The 21,103-nt window shown below is 41.9% G+C and carries 16 protein-coding genes; 10 read left to right on the top strand and 6 right to left on the bottom strand.

Annotated elements, in window-relative coordinates; all coding sequences use genetic code 11:
* Positions 1 to 203 precede the first annotated feature (203 nt).
* The 3 genes from QZ576_RS12700 (at position 204) to QZ576_RS12690 (ending at position 2,222) form a co-directional block, all read left to right on the top strand.
* Entirely contained in the window at positions 204 to 656 is a 453-nt protein-coding gene (locus tag QZ576_RS12700) for a GNAT family N-acetyltransferase (RefSeq protein WP_297097727.1), read from the top strand.
* A gap of 4 nt (positions 657 to 660) precedes the next feature.
* Complete coding sequence (locus QZ576_RS12695) at positions 661 to 1,395, top strand: hypothetical protein (protein WP_297097725.1); 735 nt, start codon at positions 661 to 663, stop codon at positions 1,393 to 1,395.
* Between the two features lie 83 nt (positions 1,396 to 1,478).
* Positions 1,479 to 2,222 carry a hypothetical protein gene (locus tag QZ576_RS12690; RefSeq protein WP_297097723.1) on the top strand — a complete coding sequence of 248 codons (744 nt, stop codon included), beginning with the start codon at positions 1,479 to 1,481 and terminating at the stop codon, positions 2,220 to 2,222.
* Here the strand turns inward: QZ576_RS12690 and QZ576_RS12685 are convergent.
* A complete protein-coding gene (locus QZ576_RS12685; protein WP_297097721.1) occupies positions 2,219 to 2,635 on the bottom strand; it encodes a hypothetical protein in 417 nt (138 codons plus the stop codon). The genes QZ576_RS12690 and QZ576_RS12685 overlap by 4 nt on opposite strands.
* A gap of 126 nt (positions 2,636 to 2,761) precedes the next feature.
* Between QZ576_RS12685 and QZ576_RS12680 the strand changes: the two genes are divergently transcribed.
* From QZ576_RS12680 to QZ576_RS12650, 7 genes are all read left to right on the top strand, one after another.
* Positions 2,762 to 3,322 (top strand): peroxiredoxin, encoded by a 561-nt coding sequence (locus tag QZ576_RS12680; protein WP_297097719.1) that lies wholly within the window; start codon positions 2,762 to 2,764, stop codon positions 3,320 to 3,322.
* 34 nt (positions 3,323 to 3,356) lie between these two features.
* Positions 3,357 to 3,746, top strand: coding sequence for a hypothetical protein (locus tag QZ576_RS12675; protein WP_297097717.1), 390 nt, complete (start codon positions 3,357 to 3,359; stop codon positions 3,744 to 3,746).
* A 79-nt stretch (positions 3,747 to 3,825) separates the two neighbouring features.
* A complete protein-coding gene (gene mfd, locus QZ576_RS12670) occupies positions 3,826 to 7,167 on the top strand; it encodes a transcription-repair coupling factor (protein ID WP_297097715.1) in 3,342 nt (1,113 codons plus the stop codon).
* A gap of 191 nt (positions 7,168 to 7,358) precedes the next feature.
* Positions 7,359 to 8,069, top strand: coding sequence for a hypothetical protein (locus tag QZ576_RS12665; protein ID WP_297097712.1), 711 nt, complete (start codon positions 7,359 to 7,361; stop codon positions 8,067 to 8,069).
* Positions 8,070 to 8,243: 174 nt separating this feature from the next.
* Positions 8,244 to 8,621, top strand: a complete 378-nt coding sequence (locus tag QZ576_RS12660; RefSeq protein WP_297097711.1) for a BlaI/MecI/CopY family transcriptional regulator — start codon at positions 8,244 to 8,246, stop codon at positions 8,619 to 8,621.
* Positions 8,622 to 8,623: 2 nt separating this feature from the next.
* The gene (locus QZ576_RS12655; RefSeq protein WP_297097709.1) at positions 8,624 to 10,288 is read left to right on the top strand and encodes a M56 family metallopeptidase; all 1,665 of its coding nucleotides are present in this window, start codon (positions 8,624 to 8,626) and stop codon (positions 10,286 to 10,288) included.
* Positions 10,289 to 10,544: 256 nt separating this feature from the next.
* Positions 10,545 to 11,114 carry a YdeI family protein gene (locus QZ576_RS12650; protein WP_297097707.1) on the top strand — a complete coding sequence of 190 codons (570 nt, stop codon included), beginning with the start codon at positions 10,545 to 10,547 and terminating at the stop codon, positions 11,112 to 11,114.
* Positions 11,115 to 11,850: 736 nt separating this feature from the next.
* On the opposite strand, the gene QZ576_RS12645 is transcribed toward QZ576_RS12650, so the two are convergent.
* The 5 genes from QZ576_RS12645 to QZ576_RS12625 all read right to left on the bottom strand — a co-directional run bounded on the left by QZ576_RS12645 (position 11,851) and on the right by QZ576_RS12625 (position 21,034).
* Positions 11,851 to 13,734 carry an alpha-amylase family protein gene (locus tag QZ576_RS12645; RefSeq protein ID WP_297097705.1) on the bottom strand — a complete coding sequence of 628 codons (1,884 nt, stop codon included), beginning with the start codon at positions 13,732 to 13,734 and terminating at the stop codon, positions 11,851 to 11,853.
* 143 nt (positions 13,735 to 13,877) lie between these two features.
* Positions 13,878 to 15,716: a glycoside hydrolase family 13 protein gene (locus QZ576_RS12640; RefSeq protein ID WP_297097703.1), complete on the bottom strand. Its 1,839-nt coding sequence runs from the start codon at positions 15,714 to 15,716 to the stop codon at positions 13,878 to 13,880.
* 170 nt (positions 15,717 to 15,886) lie between these two features.
* Complete coding sequence (locus tag QZ576_RS12635) at positions 15,887 to 18,196, bottom strand: family 65 glycosyl hydrolase domain-containing protein (protein ID WP_297097702.1); 2,310 nt, start codon at positions 18,194 to 18,196, stop codon at positions 15,887 to 15,889.
* 18 nt (positions 18,197 to 18,214) lie between these two features.
* Positions 18,215 to 19,726 (bottom strand): MFS transporter, encoded by a 1,512-nt coding sequence (locus QZ576_RS12630; protein WP_297097700.1) that lies wholly within the window; start codon positions 19,724 to 19,726, stop codon positions 18,215 to 18,217.
* A 291-nt stretch (positions 19,727 to 20,017) separates the two neighbouring features.
* Positions 20,018 to 21,034 carry a LacI family DNA-binding transcriptional regulator gene (locus tag QZ576_RS12625; RefSeq protein WP_297097698.1) on the bottom strand — a complete coding sequence of 339 codons (1,017 nt, stop codon included), beginning with the start codon at positions 21,032 to 21,034 and terminating at the stop codon, positions 20,018 to 20,020.
* Positions 21,035 to 21,103: the final 69 nt, after the last annotated feature.

Below are 21,103 nucleotides of genomic sequence, written 5' to 3'. Positions count from 1 at the left end.
TTCTTTTTGATGTTTATGGTTTTATTCAAAATTAATCCATTCTATTTCACCGATAATTAATACCTCAAATCTAAGGTCAAAGGAGGAGAATTGACCGTATTCCAATTCAACTTTTGGAGTAACAAACAAAGTCACAGCACAAAAATTACTATCATTGCACAACAAATCGCTTTGCGCCCGGCGCTTTGCTCCATGCCGTTATTATGACTTTTACATTCAAACATTTCACAGAACTCACTACAAACGAGCTTTATGATATCCTTCAACTTCGGGCAGAGATTTTTGTGGTTGAACAGGACTGTGTTTACAACGATATCGATGGTCTGGACAAAGATGCCATCCACCAGTTTTTGGAAAAAGACGGGCAAATTGTGGCCTACTCGCGTTTGTTAAAACCGGGAACTCGTTTTAATGATTACTCGATTGGACGTGTTGTGGTAAAAGAATCGGAGCGAGGAACAGGGCTGGGAATTCGGATGATGGAAGAAGCAAAAACTTACATTCTGGAAAACTGGAAGCCGGATAAAATAAAAATCAGCGCTCAAAAATACCTGCGTAAATTTTACGAAGACCTGGGATTTAAAATTGTAACGGACGAATACCTCGAAGATGGTATCCCGCACTACGGAATGTTGTTTGAAAACCAAGCCGATTAAAGAGATGCGAAAAATTGCAATTCTACTATTTGTTTTCCTGAGCAGTCAGTGTTTTGCGTCGCCGCAGGACAGTTTGGTTGAACGCATTTTCAACGAAATGTATAACCAGCATTATGGGCGGGCTGAAGAAATGCTTCGCGAAAACGAAAACAATATCGACTCTATTTTTTTCGCCGTTCTTTCTGTCGACATGAGTTACTGGAAAAATGTTACCGGCACCGACACTCCCGATTACCCGGCTTTTGAAAACGATTTGCAACAACTTTCGCCAATCAATCCCACATCGTCCACCCAGCAGGCGATTCGGCTGGTTACTTTGTCGTACCAATTGCGTTATGAGCTCAAACGTTTCAAACTCATAAAAGCCATTTCAACGCGACAGGATACAAAAACGCTATTCGCCTCGCTAAAAACAAACGAAGAATTACCGCCCGAACAACAGGAATTGTACCAGTTGTATTCCGCGTTATTTCAATATTTCGACAATTATCTGAAACCGTTTTTTGTTTCGGACAAAAAAGAAAACTGTAGCGAAGCATTAAAAACGATGACAAGTTTGTACCAATCGGAAAGCCGGATTACAAAAACGCTGGTTGCCTATTTCCTGGGAAAAACATGGCTGAAATACGAGAACGATCCTCAAAATGCCGTCGCCTATTTTCAGTGGCTGCACAAAAGCTACCCCGAAAATATCAGGTTCGAAGAACTATTGGATGAATGCAACAAGCAGTTAAAATAGGTTTTCAAACATTTCGTGCAATTTTCTGTATCTCCCGTAAGTTTTGATGAAAGAAACTTTTTACTTTACACAAAATTTGTGAGATGATTCAAAGGGTACTTTTTTCGATTTTTTTAGTTTGTTTTAGCTTGTCAACCTGGGCCAACAATGTCAATAACGACAGCATTGCCAACCGGGTATTCACCTTAATTTATCAGCAAAAACTTACTGAAGCTGAAAAAACTTACACAAACGGCAAAAACGAACTGAACGAATTTTACCGTACTTTTTTGAACCTCGATTTGCACTGGTGGAAATACCGCACCACCTATTCAAAAGAAAACTCGGACAAATTGGATGAGTTGATCGATGCATCGTTACTGCCCGAAACCGAAACGTACGAGCAAAAAATGCGTCAGATAATCGTTCGCTCGTACCAACTGCGTTACGACAAAAAGAAATTCAACATATTCGGAATGCTTTCGGCACGCTCCGACATCAGAGACCTGATTGCTGATATTGAAAAAGAAGATCCGCCTTTTACCGGCGATGAACAAAAGCTTTTCGAGAGTTATGTGATCATGTATCAGTACATCGAAAACATCAACTTTTTTGCCAACGCTAAAAAATCGGAAGCACGTGAAAAGAAACTAAAGCGGATGGAAAAATTTGCATCTGAAGATAACGTGATCTTAAATACGGTGGCCGATTTCTTCCTGGCACGCATGTATCAAAAAATTGAGGATAAGCCGGAGGTGGGACTGCAACACTTTAAAATTCTCACAAAAAAATACCCAACAAACAAAACCTTTGCCGAGTATCAAACGGAGTGCGAAGAAAAAATCTAATCCCAAAGCTCGTGCTGCGCATAATCGCGATGAAAAGTGCGCTGCCGGCAACGCGGGCAAATTGCCTTTTTCAGCCGATGAATATTCGTAAGTTTTAAGCGCGCATTACAATCGCGGCAACGGAATTCGCTTTTATGCACAACTGCTTCTTCATCAAAAACAGTTACTTCAATTTTATCATATAAAGTTTTGCAATGCGGACATTTATAAATCTGGAAACCGGCTTTCAAATGCAGATTACTGGAACTTTGTGCCATCTTCCGAAGCAGGTTGTGCGTTTTGTAATGAAAAATCCGAGTGCGCTGTTTCAGGTAGTCGCTAACCGGCTGCGAGTGAACCAGAAAACCATGACCCTGATTAAAACTTTCGGTAAAACCACAATGATCGCAACGATATGAATAAGCGTGTCCCATCGTTTAAAATTAAATATTTTCGGGCGGCTTTTTAATGTTATACAAATTGTTCTTTAAAAAAATCAACTCCACAGAAACATTTTTTAAACTCATCTGTATTAATGACATACATTAAAATATTCAGTAATGAAACGATTAATAATTGCAGCACTTCTACTAAGCATTACATTTGGCAGTTTTTCGCAGGAATTAAAAGTTGGCGACAAAGCACCTGCTTTTTCTACTGTGGCCGACGATGGCTCAACCTGGAATGTAGATGATTATTTAGGCGACAAGTTTATTGTGGTTTATTTTTACCCGGCGGCAATGACCGGCGGTTGTACAAAACAAGCCTGTGCCTACCGCGACATGAAAACACAGATTGACGCAGCCAATGCGGTTGTAGTTGGAATTAGCGGCGATAATGTTGATGGACTCCAACTTTTTAAAAAAGCCAACGACCTGAATTTCCCATTGCTTTCAGATGAAAATGGTGAGATAGCCAAAAAATTTGGAGTTCCGTTGCGCGACGGCGGAACCATTACCCGCGAAATTGATGGCCACAGTTTTGATCTTGTTCGGGGAGCTACAGCATCACGCTGGACCTTCATAATCGACAAAAAAGGAACAATTGTTTATAAGAATACAGAAGTGGATGCGACAAAAGACTCCGCTGAAATTTTGGATTTTATTAAAAACAATTCTTAAATTGCAACAATTACAAACCCATAAATAAGTGAAGATGATAAAATTAAGAGTTATTTTAATTATTAGCCTGCTGTGTTTTTTACTTCCTGTGAAGGATAGTAGTGCACAGGCAAAACCAACAGTTACAAATGATGTCACCATTACTTTTGGAAATGATGTAATTTCATTTACACTTGATTCAGGTGTCGAGATGACTAAAATTACACCATCGGGAAATTTTATGCGAATCCTTACTTTCCAACTGGATCCGGCTGATCCTCTGCTTGATTTGGCAATGCCATATGCAGTAGTAAAGGTTTCGTTAAATGCAGATACGGATGGTGATGGAGAAACAGACATGAGTTTAAAGGACAAACGGGCTGTAATTACACCAAGTGGAGTAGTAAAGCTTGTTTATCATCTAAATGGTAAAAAGAAAGAATAGAATAAAAAAAGGGAGCAAAATTGCTCCTTTTTTATTTCCAACTCTGCGTTAAAAACTATCTTTGCGCAAAACTCAGGTTTTGGAAACAACCACGTTTCTAAAATATTTCGAGGGGCATAGCGCTACTGCCAAAGTGGTAAAAAAGGCCGCTGCCCCCCCGGGTGAAAAAATTCACCTGCATGGGCTTATTGGCTCTGCCAAGACCGTTTTACTCGCCAACATCTTTCAGGAAACTCAAAAAAACTGTGTTGTGCTGCTTAACGACCGCGAGGAGGCAGCCTATTTTTTCGACGACCTGAACAACCTGGGATTTGCTGAAAACACGCTGTTTTTGCCATCGTCGTACAAACGATCGGTGCAGTATGATAATCCCGAGCAGGAAAACATTGTGCAGCGCACTGAGGTATTAAACCTGCTGTCGACGGCCGAAAAACCTTACTTTGTTATTTCGTATCCCGAGGCGATCATCGAGAAAGTAATCTCGAACGACAGTCTCGTAAGCAATACGCTGCAGGTAAAAAGTGGCGATAAAATCTCCATCGATTTCATCAACGAGTTTTTGTATGAATACGGTTTCGAGCGGGTAGATTTTGTCTATGAACCCGGTCAGTTTTCGGTGCGCGGAAGTATTGTCGACATCTTTTCGTTTTCGCATGAAGATCCGTTTCGCCTCGATTTTTTTGGCGATGAAGTAGACTCAATCCGAAGTTTCGATATTGAAAACCAACTTTCGAAACAGCGCTTAAACCATATCACCATCGTTCCGAATATTCAAAACAGTTCGGTTGAAGGCGAGCGCATTTCATTTATCGAATTTCAGAATAAAGAGAGCCTGTGGTTTGGTAATAACTCGAACCAGTTTGTCGATCGGATTGCTGAATTACACCGCCAAACAATAATCGCACGCGAAGATGAAGATATTGTTGACCTGCTTTTATCTGCCGGCGAATTAGAAAAGCAACTGAAGGCAAAAACGGTTTTTGATTTTGGTAATGATGTGGCTTTTACTCCTGACGAAAAAATAGAGATCAACACTTCGAGCCAGCCGGTTTTTAATAAGAATTTTGAATTGCTGGGATCGAACCTGACGGAGCATCAAAAAAATGGTTACGAAATTTTTATTCTCTCCAGCCAGGAAAAGCAAATCGAACGGTTACAAGCGATTTTTAAAGATACGGGGGTAAAAGTCTCGTTTAATCCGGTAAATTTTGTGCTGCACGAAGGGTTTATCGATCACGAATTAAAAGCTTGTTTTTACACCGACCACCAGATTTTTGAGCGTTACCACCGCTTTAAATTAAAAAACCGAAAAGCGCAACGCGAAGCAATTTCGTTAAAAGAACTGAATAAGTTGCATCCGGGTGATTATGTCGTTCACATCGACCACGGAATTGGGAAATTTGCCGGGTTGGCGCGCACCGAGGTGAACGGAAAAATGCAGGAAGCCATTCGTTTGGTTTACAAAGATAACGACTCGCTTTTGGTGAGTATTCACTCGTTGCACCGTATTTCGAAATACAAAGGCAAAGACGGTGGCGAGCCCAAAATTAACAAACTGGGCACGGGCGCGTGGCAAAAAATGAAAAACCGCACCAAGTCGAAGGTGAAGGACATTGCCAAAGAACTGATAGCCTTGTATGCCCAACGCCGCGCTGAAAAAGGGTATGCTTTTTCGCCCGACTCGTACTTGCAAAACGAATTGGAAGCATCGTTTATTTACGAAGATACACCCGACCAGGAAAAGTCAACTGCCGCGGTAAAAGAGGACATGGAAAAAACCATGCCGATGGACCGCCTTGTCTGTGGCGACGTTGGTTTTGGGAAAACAGAAATTGCCATCCGAGCAGCTTTTAAAGCCGTTACCGACAGCAAACAAGTAGCCGTTTTGGTGCCAACAACCATTTTGGCATTTCAGCATTTTAAAACCTTTACCGAACGTTTGCAGGATTTCCCGGTGAAAATAGATTATGTGAGCCGCCTGAAATCAACCGCGCAGGTAAAAGCTGCATTAAAAGATGTTGCCGACGGAAAAACAGATATTATAATTGGTACGCACCGTTTGGTTAGCAAGGATGTAAAGTTTAAAGACCTTGGCTTGCTGATTATCGATGAAGAGCAGAAATTTGGCGTTTCAGTGAAAGAAAAACTGAAGCAGTTTAAAGTAAATGTCGATACCCTGACTTTAACAGCAACGCCAATTCCACGTACGCTGCAATTCTCGCTGATGGGTGCCCGCGATTTGTCGATTATACAAACACCACCACCCAACCGTTATCCGATTGTTACCGAGGTGCACGGCCTGAACGAGCAAATGATAAAAGAAGCCATCCTATACGAAATGGATCGAAACGGGCAGGTATTCTTTATCCACAACCGCGTCCAGAATATTTACGAGGTTGAAGACATGATAAAGCGTATTGTTCCGGGTGTAAAAACGGTGGTTGGCCACGGGCAAATGGAAGGTCCGAAACTGGAAAAAGTAATGCTCGACTTTATAAACGGGAAATTCGATGTGCTGATTGCTACAACAATTATCGAATCGGGACTTGACATACCAAATGCCAACACCATTATAATTAACCACGCGCAGAATTTTGGATTAAGCGACCTTCACCAGTTGCGTGGTCGCGTTGGCCGCTCAAATAAAAAAGCTTTCTGTTACCTGATTGCGCCGCCGCTTTCAACAGTGAGTGCCGAAGCGCGCAGGCGTTTGCAGGCCATCGAACAGTTTTCGGAACTGGGCAGCGGTTTTAACATTGCCATGCAAGACCTCGATATTCGTGGTGCCGGAAACATGCTGGGCGCTGAGCAGAGTGGTTTTATTGCCGACATTGGTTTCGAGACTTATCACCGCATTTTAAACGAAGCGATTCAGGAATTAAAACAAGACGAGTTTAAAGACCTGTTTGCCGAAGAAGACAAAGCGCAATCGCAGGCATTCCTGAATATAAAATACGTAAACGACTGCACCATCGACACCGACATGGAGTTGCTGTTCCCAAGCGATTACATTCCGGGTAACTCGGAGCGCATGATGCTTTACCGCGAACTTGATAATATTGAAAGCCAGGACGCGCTGGACAATTTTACCAAAGGACTGCAAGACCGTTTTGGCGAACTTCCGCGCGAAAGCCGCGAACTGATAGATATTCTGCCACTACGTTGGAAAGCCATCGATTTGAGCATGGAAAGGATCATTCTGAAAAACAAAAAAATGATCTGCTACTTTGTTGCCGACCAGAAGTCGTCGTTCTACCAATCGGGCGATTTTATTAAAATTGTGCAGTACGTACAAAAAGGAAAATCGAAAGGCCGTATGAAAGAAACAAATGGAAAACTAACGCTGAGTTTTTCAAATGTTCCGAATGTTGAAACGGCCGATTACATCCTTCGAGAGATTATTGATGAAGTAAAAAGTTGATCGTAGCTTCACAAAAAATGCAATTTTTTACGAAGTTCAACGTTTCCAATACACTCAAATTGATGCATTTAGTAAACGGCATTTAAAAAAAATTCACGATATTGGCATTTCGAGACAACCAAATGAAGAGAAACAACATCTAAGAAATAACTTAACTCAAAGAAACATTTAAAATTAGAAATATGGACACAATGATGAAAATTGGAAAAACACTAACGATCTTTTTAATTGTTGCCGGGTTTTTTGCCTGCAGCGACGACGACAATTCAGTACCGTTCGAGGTAATTGGCGATGTGTTTGTTATTAAACGTAATATTGATGGCGAAGATCAATACGCCAATTCGTATGTAGCCTGGGGAAACCAGCCAATGAGCCACGCCGAGGTAACAACTCCCGGCGCCGCGAGTTTAACTCTTGATCCGGCATCTGAAAACATGAATACTTATGCCAAAGAGCCAGCTCTGGCTGAATACAGCTCTGCTGCTCCGGTTGAAGGCAACTACCAGTTTTTGGTAATAAATGAAGACATAACACATCAGGCAGTTGATCTGCTCGATTTTGATAATATTGCTTTTACTACCATCACTTCGGCCGAAGTTGACAACCAATTACTTGCCGTACATTGGGAGACAAACGCTAATGCCGATGCTTATGTGATACGACTGATAAATGAAGCCGGCGAAATGGCTTTTGTGAGCCAAACCCTTCCTACGCAAATGACAAGTTTGCAGGAAATTGGTGTTGGAACGGCTAACGGTTCGTGGCAAGAAACGCCTGAAGTTGGAAATGTTTACAACATTGAATTCCTGACGATAAGGTTTGAAGATGACGCCGTTAGTAGCGACGCAGCCTACCATATTCAGGAAATTGCTGTTACCGAGCAAGAAACTACATGGCAATAATAAAATTGCAAAAAATAGATCAACCGTCTGAATTTCAGGCGGTTTTTTTATGCCCTATTTTCTTTTTACTATTTTTATAGTAGTTTTTCTATTAAAATAGTTTTGTTTCTAAAATAATAGTACTATGTTTGTAGTAGAAAATAATTTGGCACGATAATAGAACCGATGAATAAGATGAAAACATTAACAAAAGCAGAAGAACAGGTAATGCATATTCTCTGGAGTTTAAAAGAAGGAGTTGTTAAGCAGGTAGTTGACGGATTTGGCGATGACAAACCAGCCTACACCACCGTGGCAACGGTTTTAAATGTTCTGGAAAAAAAGGGATTTGTTACCCACAAAAAAATTGGCAACACGAATCTTTTTTCGCCTGCAGTTAGTAAAACGGACTACACAAAAGTCCAGTTTTCGTCTTTATTGAAAAACTATTTCAACGGCTCGTTCCCGAAAATGGCCACTTTTTTTGCCAAAGAGAATAACCTGGGAATGGAAGAGCTGGAAGAAATGCTAAAAATGACAGAAAACGAGTTAAACAAAGAAAAGAAAGAATAGCCATGGAAACTTCTCTGTTCTATTTATTAAACGCATCCGGAGGAATTTTACTTTTCTACCTGGTGTACTGGTTGTTTCTTCGCAACGAAACGTTTCATGCAGCCAACCGCTGGTTTTTAGTAGCATCATTGCTTTTGGCTATCCTGCTACCTTTAATACCGGTTCGCTACGAGGTTTTAATTGAAGCAACCGAAGGAGCAAAAACCGGAGCACATACCATTGCCGATACGTTTAAATACATTCCGGTTTTTAAAGCCACCGAAGAAAGTACCACAACGTTTGGCTGGCAACAAGCAATTCTGTTGATATATCTTACCGGAGCAGCTATTTTTCTGCTTCGCCTGCTTACCCAAACCTTTGTTCTCATTCATTTAATGATAAAATACCGCGTTAGATCGCTATACGGCATGCGCGTAGTAGAAAACGAAAAATACGGACTCCCCTTTTCATTTTTTAATGTTGTATTTATCAATCCGAAATTTCATACACAGGACGACCTGCCGGAAATTCTGGCTCACGAAAAAGTGCACATCCGTGAGAATCACTGGTTCGACCTGCTTTTTATAGAACTGTTAACAGTCATCTTTTGGTTCAACCCATTTATTTGGATGTTTGAACGAGCAATTAAACAAAACCATGAGTACCTGGCCGACAAAGGTGTTCTTGCGCAGGGACACACTGTGGGCCGCTACCAGGCTTTATTAGTAAACCAGCTGATGGGCATGCAAATTATTGGTATCACCAATAACCTGAATTTTGCCCTTAGCACAAATCGATTAAAAATGATGACGAAAAAGAAAACATCGGCCCGCCGGCTGATACGATTTACCTGGGCGCTGCCCGCTCTTGCGCTGTTGTTGTTCGCTTTTGCCGAACCGCAATACAGTTACACCGAGACTGAAATTGTTGGAAACAAGCTTGTTTCTGCCGAAACGCAATCGGGAAAACAACTTACCATTCACGGAAAAGTAGTTTCGAAAGAAACCGGCGAAGTAATTCCCGGAGCATCGATTGTTATTAAAGGAACAACCGTAGGACGTGTATCCGATCGCGATGGAACTTTTACTCTGGTTGACGACAACCCGACGGTAAAAGCTGATGGAAGTTTAAGTACTGAGGTTGTGGTTTCGTTTGTAGGAATGCAAACCGTTGTAAACACAATTACTGCATCAGGTTCCGGAGTGGATAAAACGAAGTACACTTTTAAAATGGAGGAAGCAGTGCAGGTATTGTACAATCCGAATTATTCGGGCGAACAAATGGTTCCACCGCCACCTCCGCCACCACCAGCTCCGGAAAAAGCAAAACGGGCAAACGGAGAAACTCCTCCGCCGCCTCCACCACCTGTTGCTGATGGCGAAAAAGAAGTATTCTTTGTAGTGGAAGATATTCCAAAATATCCGGGTGGTTTTGGGGCTTTACAAGAACAAGTGGCAAAAATGCAGAAAAAACTCGCCCGTGAGAAAAATCTTAAAGGAAAAGCCACAGTTACGTTTACTGTTAATCCAAAAGGAAAAGTAACGGATATTAAAGTAGTAGAAAAAGACAACGATGCTGCAGCTAAAGGCGCTTATGCAATTGCGAATGAATTGGAAGACTGGAAACCGGGAAAACAGCGTGGAAAAGCTGTTCCGGTAAAATACATGCTTCCGGTAGAGTTTAAGTAAACAGAAAACAAGTGTCGTATCAGGTCTGAAATGACAGTTAAGTTGCGGTTATTTTTTTGAGTTTTACGAAATCAGAAAAAGTAAGCATAGCCGCAGCTACGTGAGTCTTTTTATGATGAGTAAAAACAAAAAAGAACAAAACTTGGGCTGTTAGAGCAGGCGTGACACGACACTTAAAATAATCCTTATTGATTCACCCGTTTTTCGTTATGGAAAGCGGGTGTTTTTATATAACTTGTTGGAATATTACGGTGGCATGAAAAAGCAATACTTTAAAAACGAGGAAGATTGGGCTGGATGGCTAGATAAAAACCATGATAAAGAAAAAGAATTATTGCTGGTCTATTACAAAAAGCACACCGGGAAACCGTGTATTTCTTACGACGATTCGGTGGAAACAGCGCTGTGTTATGGCTGGATCGACGGCTTGGTAAAACGAATCGACGATGAATGTTACACCCGGCGATTTACGCCGCGAAAAGAAAACAGTGTATGGTCGTCAGTAAATAAAAAACGCATTGCCAAATTATTGCAAGAAGGAAGAATGAAACCTCAGGGTTTAAAACTTGTGGAAGCCGCCAAACAAAACGGGAATTGGGAAAGGGCTTATTCCTTTCCACGAACTGGACTTGAAATATCTGATCAGTTTAAAGCTGAGCTAAACAATAACAGCAAAGCCAGTGCTTATTTTGACAGTCTGACTCAGACACAAAAAAATCATTTTATATTGTGGATTAATACAGCTAAACGACCTGAAACAAAAGAAAAAAGGATTAATGAATCGATTGAATTACTTACCAATAAAAAGAAGTTGGGTTTAAAATAGGGGCTGATTGAAATATAAAAGAAGCTACGATTTAGAATTGTCTTTCCAGACAGGAAATCCTTTTTCCTATAGCTGAAAAAGGATTCAAAAAAGCCACCGCTGACGATAAAAAACTAAAAATAAATTCCTTTCACTAAAATCAAGAAACTCCTCCTTTTAGCCCTTCATTCTTCAGGTCTAACGAGCGTTAAACAAACTTGATTTCTTGACGTTCTCTCCATTTATTTTCCTAACGCTTTTTCTCGAAGGCGGACTTGAGGGCAAATTTTGTGCGGGCGCATCAAAAATCCGTCAGTCGAGCTAATTGGCTACATTGAAAAAACGCAAAGGTTATTTTTTGATCCCGATTAATCGGGAGTCCCTTTTGATCGAATGCAAAAGGAACTGCCCGTCCGGCATTAGGACAAAAGCTTCTATAACATTTTAGCAATTCAATAAAATGGGTTTGTTCCAAATAAGATCAATTAGTGAAAATTAAAGCTGTAAAGAGAAAAACCTGACCGTTATAAAAAACGAAAGGCCGGTTCAACAACCAGCCCTTTCTCAATCAACCTAAACCTAAACTAAACCAAAAACCAAACCATCTTTTATGGTATGTAAATCTTTATGAAGAAAGATTTGTAACACTAAAACACCAGTTACTAGAAAAGGTTTACCGAATTGTGATTTTTTTTATTTCAATGCTAATTTTTCACGCAGATCGCGCGGATAATCGCAGGAACTTGTTTGTTGTATTTTATTCTGAAACATCTGAAAGCACATCCATTTTCAAAATGAATGATTCGAGTTCTGCCAATTCCAATTCAACCTTACCCTTTCCGTTTTTAACCTCCAGTACAAATTCATCTTCATTTGTCAGTTGTTCAGTTAGCTGATAAAACCCGTCTGTTAAATGCAAAGCTTTCACTGTTTTCTCATCCAGTTTAAGCTGAAACCTGTGCGAAACCTCTTCGAAATTACTCACTACTATCAATCGGTCATCTCCGTTCCAACGCACAAACGAAAATAATTTATCGGTATAACCTTCTGTATTTTGTCGATTGTACGAGTGAATCTCTTTATAATCGCCCATCAAAGCCGCAGAATTTGCAGAAAAACTCAGCAGGTTTTTGTAAAAAGTATTGAGTTCTTTCTCTGCATCGGTTGACTGCCCGCCATCAAATTTTCCATAATTCATCCAACGTTGATGCGCTGGTACACCGCAATAATCAAAAATAGAAGTGCGTGTTTCATCTCCAAATCCCATGTCGCCATCACCGGGTTCGCCAACATTTTGTCCAAAATATATCATGGTCGGCGATGTGCTCAAACAAGTTGAGACCACCATTGCCGGTTTTCCTTTTTCAGCTTTTCCTGCAAAATCTGCACTTGCAATACGTTGCTCATCGTGGTTCTCCAAAAAGTGCAGCATGTGATGCTCGATATCTTCCAATCCATCATAAATCGCCGGAAGATTATCGGTACTGCCGTGTCCTTGCATAATGTGTTTCAGCGTATCGTACAACTCCACTTTGTCGTACAGGTAATCCATTTTCCCTTTGTGGATGTAATCGCGATACAGAGCAGGATTATAAACCTCTGCCAGCAGAAAAGCATCCGGATTTTTCATTTTTATAGCCGAGTTCATGTAACTCCAGAATTCAACCGGAACCATTTCGGCCATATCATAACGGAAACCATCCACTCCTTTTTCCAGCCAGTAAACGGCAATGTCTCTGAACTTCTTCCACGAATCCGGCACGTCTTTATTTTGCCAGAATTCAAAATGAGCTTCATAATCTTCCCTGTCATAACCTTCGGGAAGCAAATCAAAATCGTAAGTTCCATCGGGTTTTACACCGTAATTTACTTTTACCGTTTCGTACCAGTCGTAAAATCCGGGTTGTGCCAGGCGCGCACCGTTACCGGTCCATTTGGCCGGATTCTCATCAAACTTCCCATCCGAAAGCGGATTGTCATCGCCTCCCAAAGGTTGGTAACCATTCAAAAACTCGGGTACCTGAAATGCCTCGCCGGGAATGTAATAGAAGTTATTATCGCGTTTGTATTCCACCGAAGTATCGTCGTTCTCTCCAAAATCGGAAACACCTTCAGGTTTCGAAATCGACTGGTAATTCCGGGCAACATGATTGGGAACAATATCGATGATCACCTTCATGCCGTGTTTATGTGTGCGTTCAATCAGGGCTTCAAACTCTGCCAGTCGGTTTGCAGGATCAATCGCCAGATCGGGATTTACATTGTAATAATCTTTCACCGCGTAAGGTGAACCGGCACGGCCCTTTACCACATCGGGATCGTCGTTTGAAATGCCGTATTCTGTATAATCGGTTATCACATCATGATGCGGCACTCCCGTGTACCAAATGTGCGTAACACCCATCGATTTAATCTCGTCGAGTGCCCGATCGGTAAAATCGTTGAACTTCCCAACACCGTTCTCTTCAATGGTTCCCCACGGTTTATTGGTGGTATTGGTATTACCAAACAAACGGGTAAACACCTGGTAAACCACAAATTTTCCTTTCGGCGAATCGGGTTGTTCAGGCTTCTGTTTTTGCGCTGGCTGGCAGGCAAAAAGAGCCAAAATTAAAAAAGATGCGGGAACAAAATTTTTCATTGGTTTTATGCTTTGATGTGTGTGCGGCGCATGTAACGGCATCATTTCATAAAACACGAGTGAATGCGCCTTTAGCTAATATACATTAAAAACCCGGGGCGCTGCCCCGGGCTAAAATATTTCGCCCTTACAGGGCTTTTGCTCTATTTACTTAATTCAACAATTACTGCTGATTTTGCAGGCACTGTAACTTCCGAGATATCAGAAATCGTATTACCAAAAATTATTTCTTTTCCAGAAGTATATCCGTCGATCACTTCCTCAAAACGATCGGTTTTAAGCGTTTTTGCTTCAGTGTTTTTATTCAGAATCACCATTACTGCTTCATCATCGTTGTAACGGAAATAGGTATAAGTACCATCCTCCGGAACAAAGTGCATCAATTTTCCATCGTGAATTACATCGGCATTTTTACGCCAGTTCTGGATTTTGGAAACATACTGCTGCATATCTTTTGCGGCTTCGCTCATTCCTTCGCCTGTAAAAGCATTTACTTTGTCGCCTTCCCAACCACCGGGATAATCAGCACGAATATCGCCGTGTTCACTTCCGTCGTGACGCATTAGAATTTCGGTACCGTAATAAATTTGCGGAATTCCACGGGTCGTTAAAAAGAACGTAACTCCCATTTTCAGCAGATCAACATCTTCGCCAACCTGCACATAAAACCGCGACATATCGTGGTTATCCGGAAAAATGGTCAGCTTGTAAGGATCAGGATACAAAAAATCGTTCGACAATGCATAATAAAGCTGAATCAAGCCAAAGTCGAAACTTTCTTCGTTTCTTAATCCTTCGGCAGCGGCGCTCTGCAACGGGAAATCCATCATACTCGGGGCATAATTCTTATAGCCGTCCTGATTGTATTTTCCCTTTTGCCAGTACGAAACAATCGCCGGATTGGTGGTCCACTCTTCGCCAACCACATTAAAATTCGGATATTCTTCCAGCAGTTCTTTTGTCCAATCGCTCATCATATTCTTGTCGGGATAAGGCCACGTGTCCTGTCGAATTCCTTCCAGACCAACATATTCAACCCACCAAATACTGTTTTGAATGAGGTATTTTGCCAGAAATGGATTTTTCTGGTTCATGTCGGGCATCGATGGAACAAACCAACCGTCCACCATCGCCTTTTTATCTGCTTCCGAAGCGTGTGGATCTTCATTTACGTTACGACGGTGACTGGTAATTTTCATATCAGGATAATTGTTGATCCAGTCGCTCATTGGCATATCATGCATCCACCAGTGTTCTGATCCACAGTGATTAAAGATCAAATCCATGATCAGTTTCATGCCACGTTTATCCAGCTCTTCATTTAGCTCCTGGTACTCTTCATTCGAACCATAACGCCGGTCAACCTGGTAAAAATCGGTACAAGCATAACCGTGGTACGACGATTCGGGCATATCGTTTTCAAGCACAGGATTTAACCAGACGGCAGTAAATCCCATGTCCTGCAGGTAATCCAGCGAATTGATAATACCGCGAATATCGCCACCGTGGCGGCCATAGTTATAATCGCGATCGAGGCCTTCTTTCATTCCTTCCACCTCATCGTTGCTGGTGTCGCCATTCACAAATCGGTCGGGTGTAATCAGATAAATTACATCCGATGAATTAAAACCTTCACGTTTTGCCGATCCTTTTTCGCGATCCCATAATTCGTAATTGTAGCTATCTACAACTTTATCGCCTTGTTTAAATTGAATCTCAAACTCGCCGGGTTTTACATCCTTTGCCAACTTCAAGTCGACAAACAGGTAATTCGGATTTTCCACTTTTGTGGTGGCCTCCAAAGTTACTCCCGGGTAATCGATTACTACATCGGTTTTTGAGATATCCTCGCCATAAACCAGCAACTGCAAATCTGGGTTTTTCATTCCGGCCCACCAGTTTGGCGGCTCAACCCGAGATACTTCCTGCCCCACAACATTCAGGGTAAGCAGGATGATAAACAAAGTGATAAGTTTCTTCATTTTATAACGTTTTAGTCGTTTCAAATTTGCGTTACCCCTTACCCTGTCGGGAGTTCCCCTAATTAGGGGAACATGAATCAAACCAGCTTTTACCTTAATCAAAGCTCCGGCTTATTTGTAACTGTTTTCCCTCGCGAGGGAAAATGTCGACAGACAAAAGGGTAAATTATTTACTTTTTAATTTCAAGAGTAGAGTTTCCGGCAATCTTGTGCTCAGTTCCCCAAACCGTTGCTTCAACAACAACCGAAGAATGATTGATTATAAAAAACTCCCCATGTTTCATTTTTACTTCGAGATGCGCACCTCCAAAATCGATTCGGAATCCGTATGATTTCCAGGATTCAGGCAGAAACGGATTAAAGGTGAGTTTGTTTTTCACCACGCGCATTCCGCCAAATGCCATTACAAACGACATCCATGTTCCGCCCATACTTGTAATGTGCAGACCGTCTTCGGTGTCGTTATTGTAATCATCTAAATCGAGGCGCGACGTGCGCAAATACATTTCGTAAGCTTTCTCCTGGTAACCAATTTTTGCTGCCAGAATGGAGTGAACACATGGCGACAACGACGATTCATGAACGGTTAAAGGCTCGTAAAAATCGAAATGTCGTTTCAATTCTTCGGTAGTAAAATTCTCCTGGAACAGATACAAACTCTGCAAAGTATCAGCCTGTTTTATGTAAGGAGCGCGCAAAATGCGGTCCCACGACCAGTTCTGGTTAATAGGTAAATCCTCAGCCGGAAGTTCGGCCACTGGTGTCAAATCCTTATCCAAAAATCCATCCTGCTGCAGGAAAATACCACGCTTTTCATCTCTTGCGAAATACATTTTATCAATGATATCTTTCCAACGTGCCGTTTCGTTCAACTCGTTGAATTTCCATTTTTTCACCAATTCCTCGAACAGGAACGGGAATTCCTTTTTCAGGTATTCAATGGCTTCAAGCGTATATTTTAATGTCCACACGGCCAAATAGCTGGTGTGGAAATTATTGTTTACGTTATTCTCGTATTCGTTTGGCCCGGTAACGCCCAGCATTACATACTTTTCTTTGTCGGCCGACCAGTTTACGCGCTGGCTCCAAAAACGACTAATACCCAGCAACACCTCAAAACCCATCGGAGCAAGGTATTCCTTATCGCCTGTGTAATTTATATAATCGAAAATGGCATAAGCAATCGCTCCGTTTCGGTGAACCTCTTCAAAGGTAATTTCCCACTCGTTGTGGCATTCTTCGCCGTTAATGGTAACCATCGGGTACAATGCTGCGCCATTTTTAAAACCAAGTTTTTCTGCATTCTCAATCGCTTTTTCCAGATGTTTGCGACGGTAAACCAACAAGTTACGCGAAACTTTTTGTGGGGCTGTACTCAGGTAAAAAGGCAAACAATACGCCTCTGTATCCCAATAGGTTACACCGCCATATTTTTCGCCGGTAAATCCTTTCGGACCGATATTCAGTCGCTCATCTTCGCCCGAATACGTTTGATTGAGCTGAAATATATTAAAGCGAATTCCCTGCTGGGCAGCAATATCGCCTTCAATTTTAATATCACTGGTTGCCCATTTTTGCAGCCAGCGGTTTTTATGACTTTCGAACAGAGCATCGAAACCGGCTTCAACAGCCAAATCAACGGCTTCTTTTGCCTTTTCGGGAAGCGATTCCTTTTCATAATCAAGGGAAGAAACAATAGAAGAGAATTTCTCAACTACTATTTCATCACCCTTCTCTACCGAAACATTTTGAGATGCCTCGACATATTTCTCACTTTCCCTGTTCGTGATATCTGTTTCTACTTTATTTCCGTTTTTTAGCAGCTGAAACCACATTCCGGTACTTACCTGAAATCCGGTTTTTAAGGTTTCAACCGTCAGATAACCTTCAGGTCCGCCAACGGCGCGGGCAATTTCTACCCAGAATTTCTCATCGTAATTGGAGTCTTCGTTCACCACATCGCCATCCAGATAAGGCGTAACTGTTATCTCACCGTCAAAATTCAGCGCTTTTACGGTGTATCGGATAGCGCCAATTTCGGTGGCTACAGTGCTTACAAAACGGTGCGAACAAACCTCAACCTGGTTTCCGTTTTTCATTTCAGCAACAAAACAACGGGTTAACAAACCGTGTTGCATGTCGAGCTCGCGTTTAAACGAAAGTACATTTGCCTTGGCAAGATCAAGTTCTTCACCATTAATGGTAACTCCAATTCCTATCCAGTTGGTAGAATTGATGATCTTGGCAAAATACTCCGGATAGCCGTTTTTCCACCATCCCACGCGGGTTTTGTCGGGGTAATAAATACCCGCAACGTATGTTCCGTTCAGCGTGTCGCCTGAATACTTCTCCTCGAAATTGGCGCGCTGGCCCATTTTTCCGTTTCCGATACTAAAGATACTTTCGGAAATCCGGTTATGTTCGGGAACAAAACCCTCTTCAACTATTTTCCAGTCGTGATGAATGATATAATTCTTCATCTCAGTGTTTTTAATTTTTTAATTTTCTGTTGCAATGTCTTTTACAAAAAGTACCAGCACGGCTGCTATAACCATTGATACTCCTCCAAAAACGAGTGCTAAAATCGACTCTCCTCCAAACAGATCTTTTACCATGAACCCCAAAATGGTTGCCGCCAGAATTTGCGGTATTACAATAAAGAAGTTGAAAATCCCCATGTAAATTCCCATTTTGTTCGATGGCAGCGATCCGGTAAGAATGGCATAGGGCATAGAAAGAATACTTGCCCACGCGATGCCAACTCCAATCATTGGCACAATTAGCCAGTTTGGATCGTTAAAAAGGTAGATGGAAGCCAGGCTCACACCACCAATTATTAAACTAATGAAGTGCGTAAATTTTCGGTTGGTGTACTTTGCAATTACAGGCAAAGTAAATGCCATTAGTGCGGCAACACCATTATAAACGCCAAAAAGAATGGTCACCCAGTCGGCACCATCGTTGTACAGTTTTGTCGTGGTATCCGAAGTTCCGTACACATGGCTGGTAATTCCTGCAGTGGCATAAATCCACAATGCAAACAAACCGACCCAGGTAAAAAACTGCACCAGCGCCAGTTGTTTCATGGTAACCGGCATGCGCAATAAATCGCTGAAAATCTCCACCAAAGCATTCTTGTCCTTCTTCTGCGATTTTAGCAGGGCAGCCATCATCATCAGTAAAAAGAACAGGAAAAGTATGCCTCCAAGAATGTACAGCTCTTTTTCAAGCTCCATCAGTTTCGTAACTACTACTATCAGTAAACCCAGCAGCCCCAGCATTCCGCCAACTTTGGCGAACCGGCTGCCGGCCACTTCTTTTTCATTAACTACCTCATCTTTATTGGTTGTCTGTCTTTCGCTTTCTTCAAACGCTTTCAAATCTTCAGGCGGGTATTCTTTGGTTGAAAAAATAGTCCACAAAATGGCCAGAAAGAAAACGACACCTCCAATGTAGAATGACCAGCGCACCGACGGAGGAATAACTCCTTCGGGAGCGGTATTTGGAATATTCAGCCAATTGGTCATTGCATACGGAAGCACCGATCCCACAACGGCACCGGTACCAATAAAAAAGCTCTGCATGGCAAAACCCTGCGTGCGTTGTTCATTGGGCAACATATCGCCAACAAAAGCGCGGAAAGGTTCCATTGAAACATTAATGGAAGCATCCATTATCCAGAGTGTTCCGGCAGCTACCCACAAGGCGGGCGAGTTTGGCATTAACAGCAGTGCCAGCGAAGCAAAAATGGCTCCGAATAAAAAGTATGGCCGTCTTCGTCCGAGTCGGTTCCAGGTTTTATCGCTCATGTGCCCTATAATTGGCTGAACAATTAACCCGGTAACCGGTGCGGCAATCCACAAAATCGGGATGTCCTCAACGTTGGCCCCAAGTGTTTCGAAAATACGGCTTACATTGGCATTCTGCAGGGCAAACCCAAACTGGATACCCAGAAAACCAAAACTCATATTCCAAATCTGCCAAAAACTTAACGTAGGTTTTTTGCGCATAATAGTAGTTTTAATTTGTAGCAAAGCTGTATGTATAAACAAGATAATACAGCAAAAAGAACTTTTGCTGTTAAACACGAAGTGTGTGAATTGAAAAATTGCCTGCACAAATATAAGTCAGAATCGAAGTAATTTCCAAACCTCCGATTGTGCGAACAGCTGTAAAACAGGGCTATTTAGCCAAAAATGATCATTTCAAACGTTTGCGGAAAGTGAAAATATATTCTACAACATGTTTTTGTGGATGACTAGTGATACACTCACTCTGAGTGAGGATATCACTATTTTATATTAAATGATGGAGGAGCCACGAACGATTAGATCGGCATTCAGCACTTTTGTCTCCGCCGGATATTCATCGTCTTCCGAAAGGATTCGTTTAAGCAGCATTTGTGTTGCCAGCGTTCCCATTTCGTAGCCATGCTGATCGACCGAAGTAAGCGTAGGATCAGTAATTCCTGAAAAGCGGCCATCGGAAAAACCAACAATTGCAATCTCATCGGGTATCTTGTAGCCCTTTTTCTGAATGGTTTGCATGGCGCCAATTGCAGTAAGATCGTTGGTGGCAAAAACGCCGTCAAACTTAATCTTCTGGTTAATCAGTTTCATTATTGCCATTCGGGCTTTTTCAAACGAGTCGGCTTCCACAATCAGGTTTTCGTCGGCAGGAATACCGGCTTCGTTCAACGCTTTCAGGTAACCATCTTTTCGGTTTTGCCCAATTAACAAGGCCATTGGCCCGCCCAAATGCGCAATCCGCGTTCTTCCACTATCTATTAAATGACGGGTTGCACGGTAGGCAGCGTCAAAATCGTCGATTATAACCTGGTCGGCAGCAATGCCCGGAACTACGCGGTCATAGAAAACCATCGGCACTTCGTTATTCTGGAAGTTATTTAAATGTTTATAGTCGGTAGTTTCTTTTGATATCGACACCAAAACACCGTCGACACGGCTCGAAAGTAATGTTTTTGCATTGGCCACTTCACGCTCGTAACGTTCGTTGCTTTGGCAAATAATTACGTTAAAACCGGCATCGTAAGCCACATCTTCAATTCCGCTAATTACCGACGAGAAAAAATAGTGTACAATTTCGGGGATGATAACACCAATAGTATTACTGCGCCTTTGTTTCAAACTTAGTGCAACGGCATTGGGCTGGTAATTCAGCTTTTGCGCCAGTTCCTGAACTGCTTTCTTGGTTTCTTTGCTGATATCGGGGTGGTCTTTCAACGCACGCGACACCGTAGACGCTGAAATATTCAATTCACGAGCCAAGTCTTTTATTGTTACCAGTCCGCTTTTCATCTTCCTCTATTCCCCTCTTGTTGATTATTGATTTTACTAACTCCTCGGTTTAAGGCTATACACAAATGT

It is taken from the genome of uncultured Draconibacterium sp. (assembly GCF_913060805.1).
Classification (GTDB): domain Bacteria; phylum Bacteroidota; class Bacteroidia; order Bacteroidales; family Prolixibacteraceae; genus Draconibacterium.
This window is presented reverse-complemented; position numbering and strand designations above follow the sequence as displayed.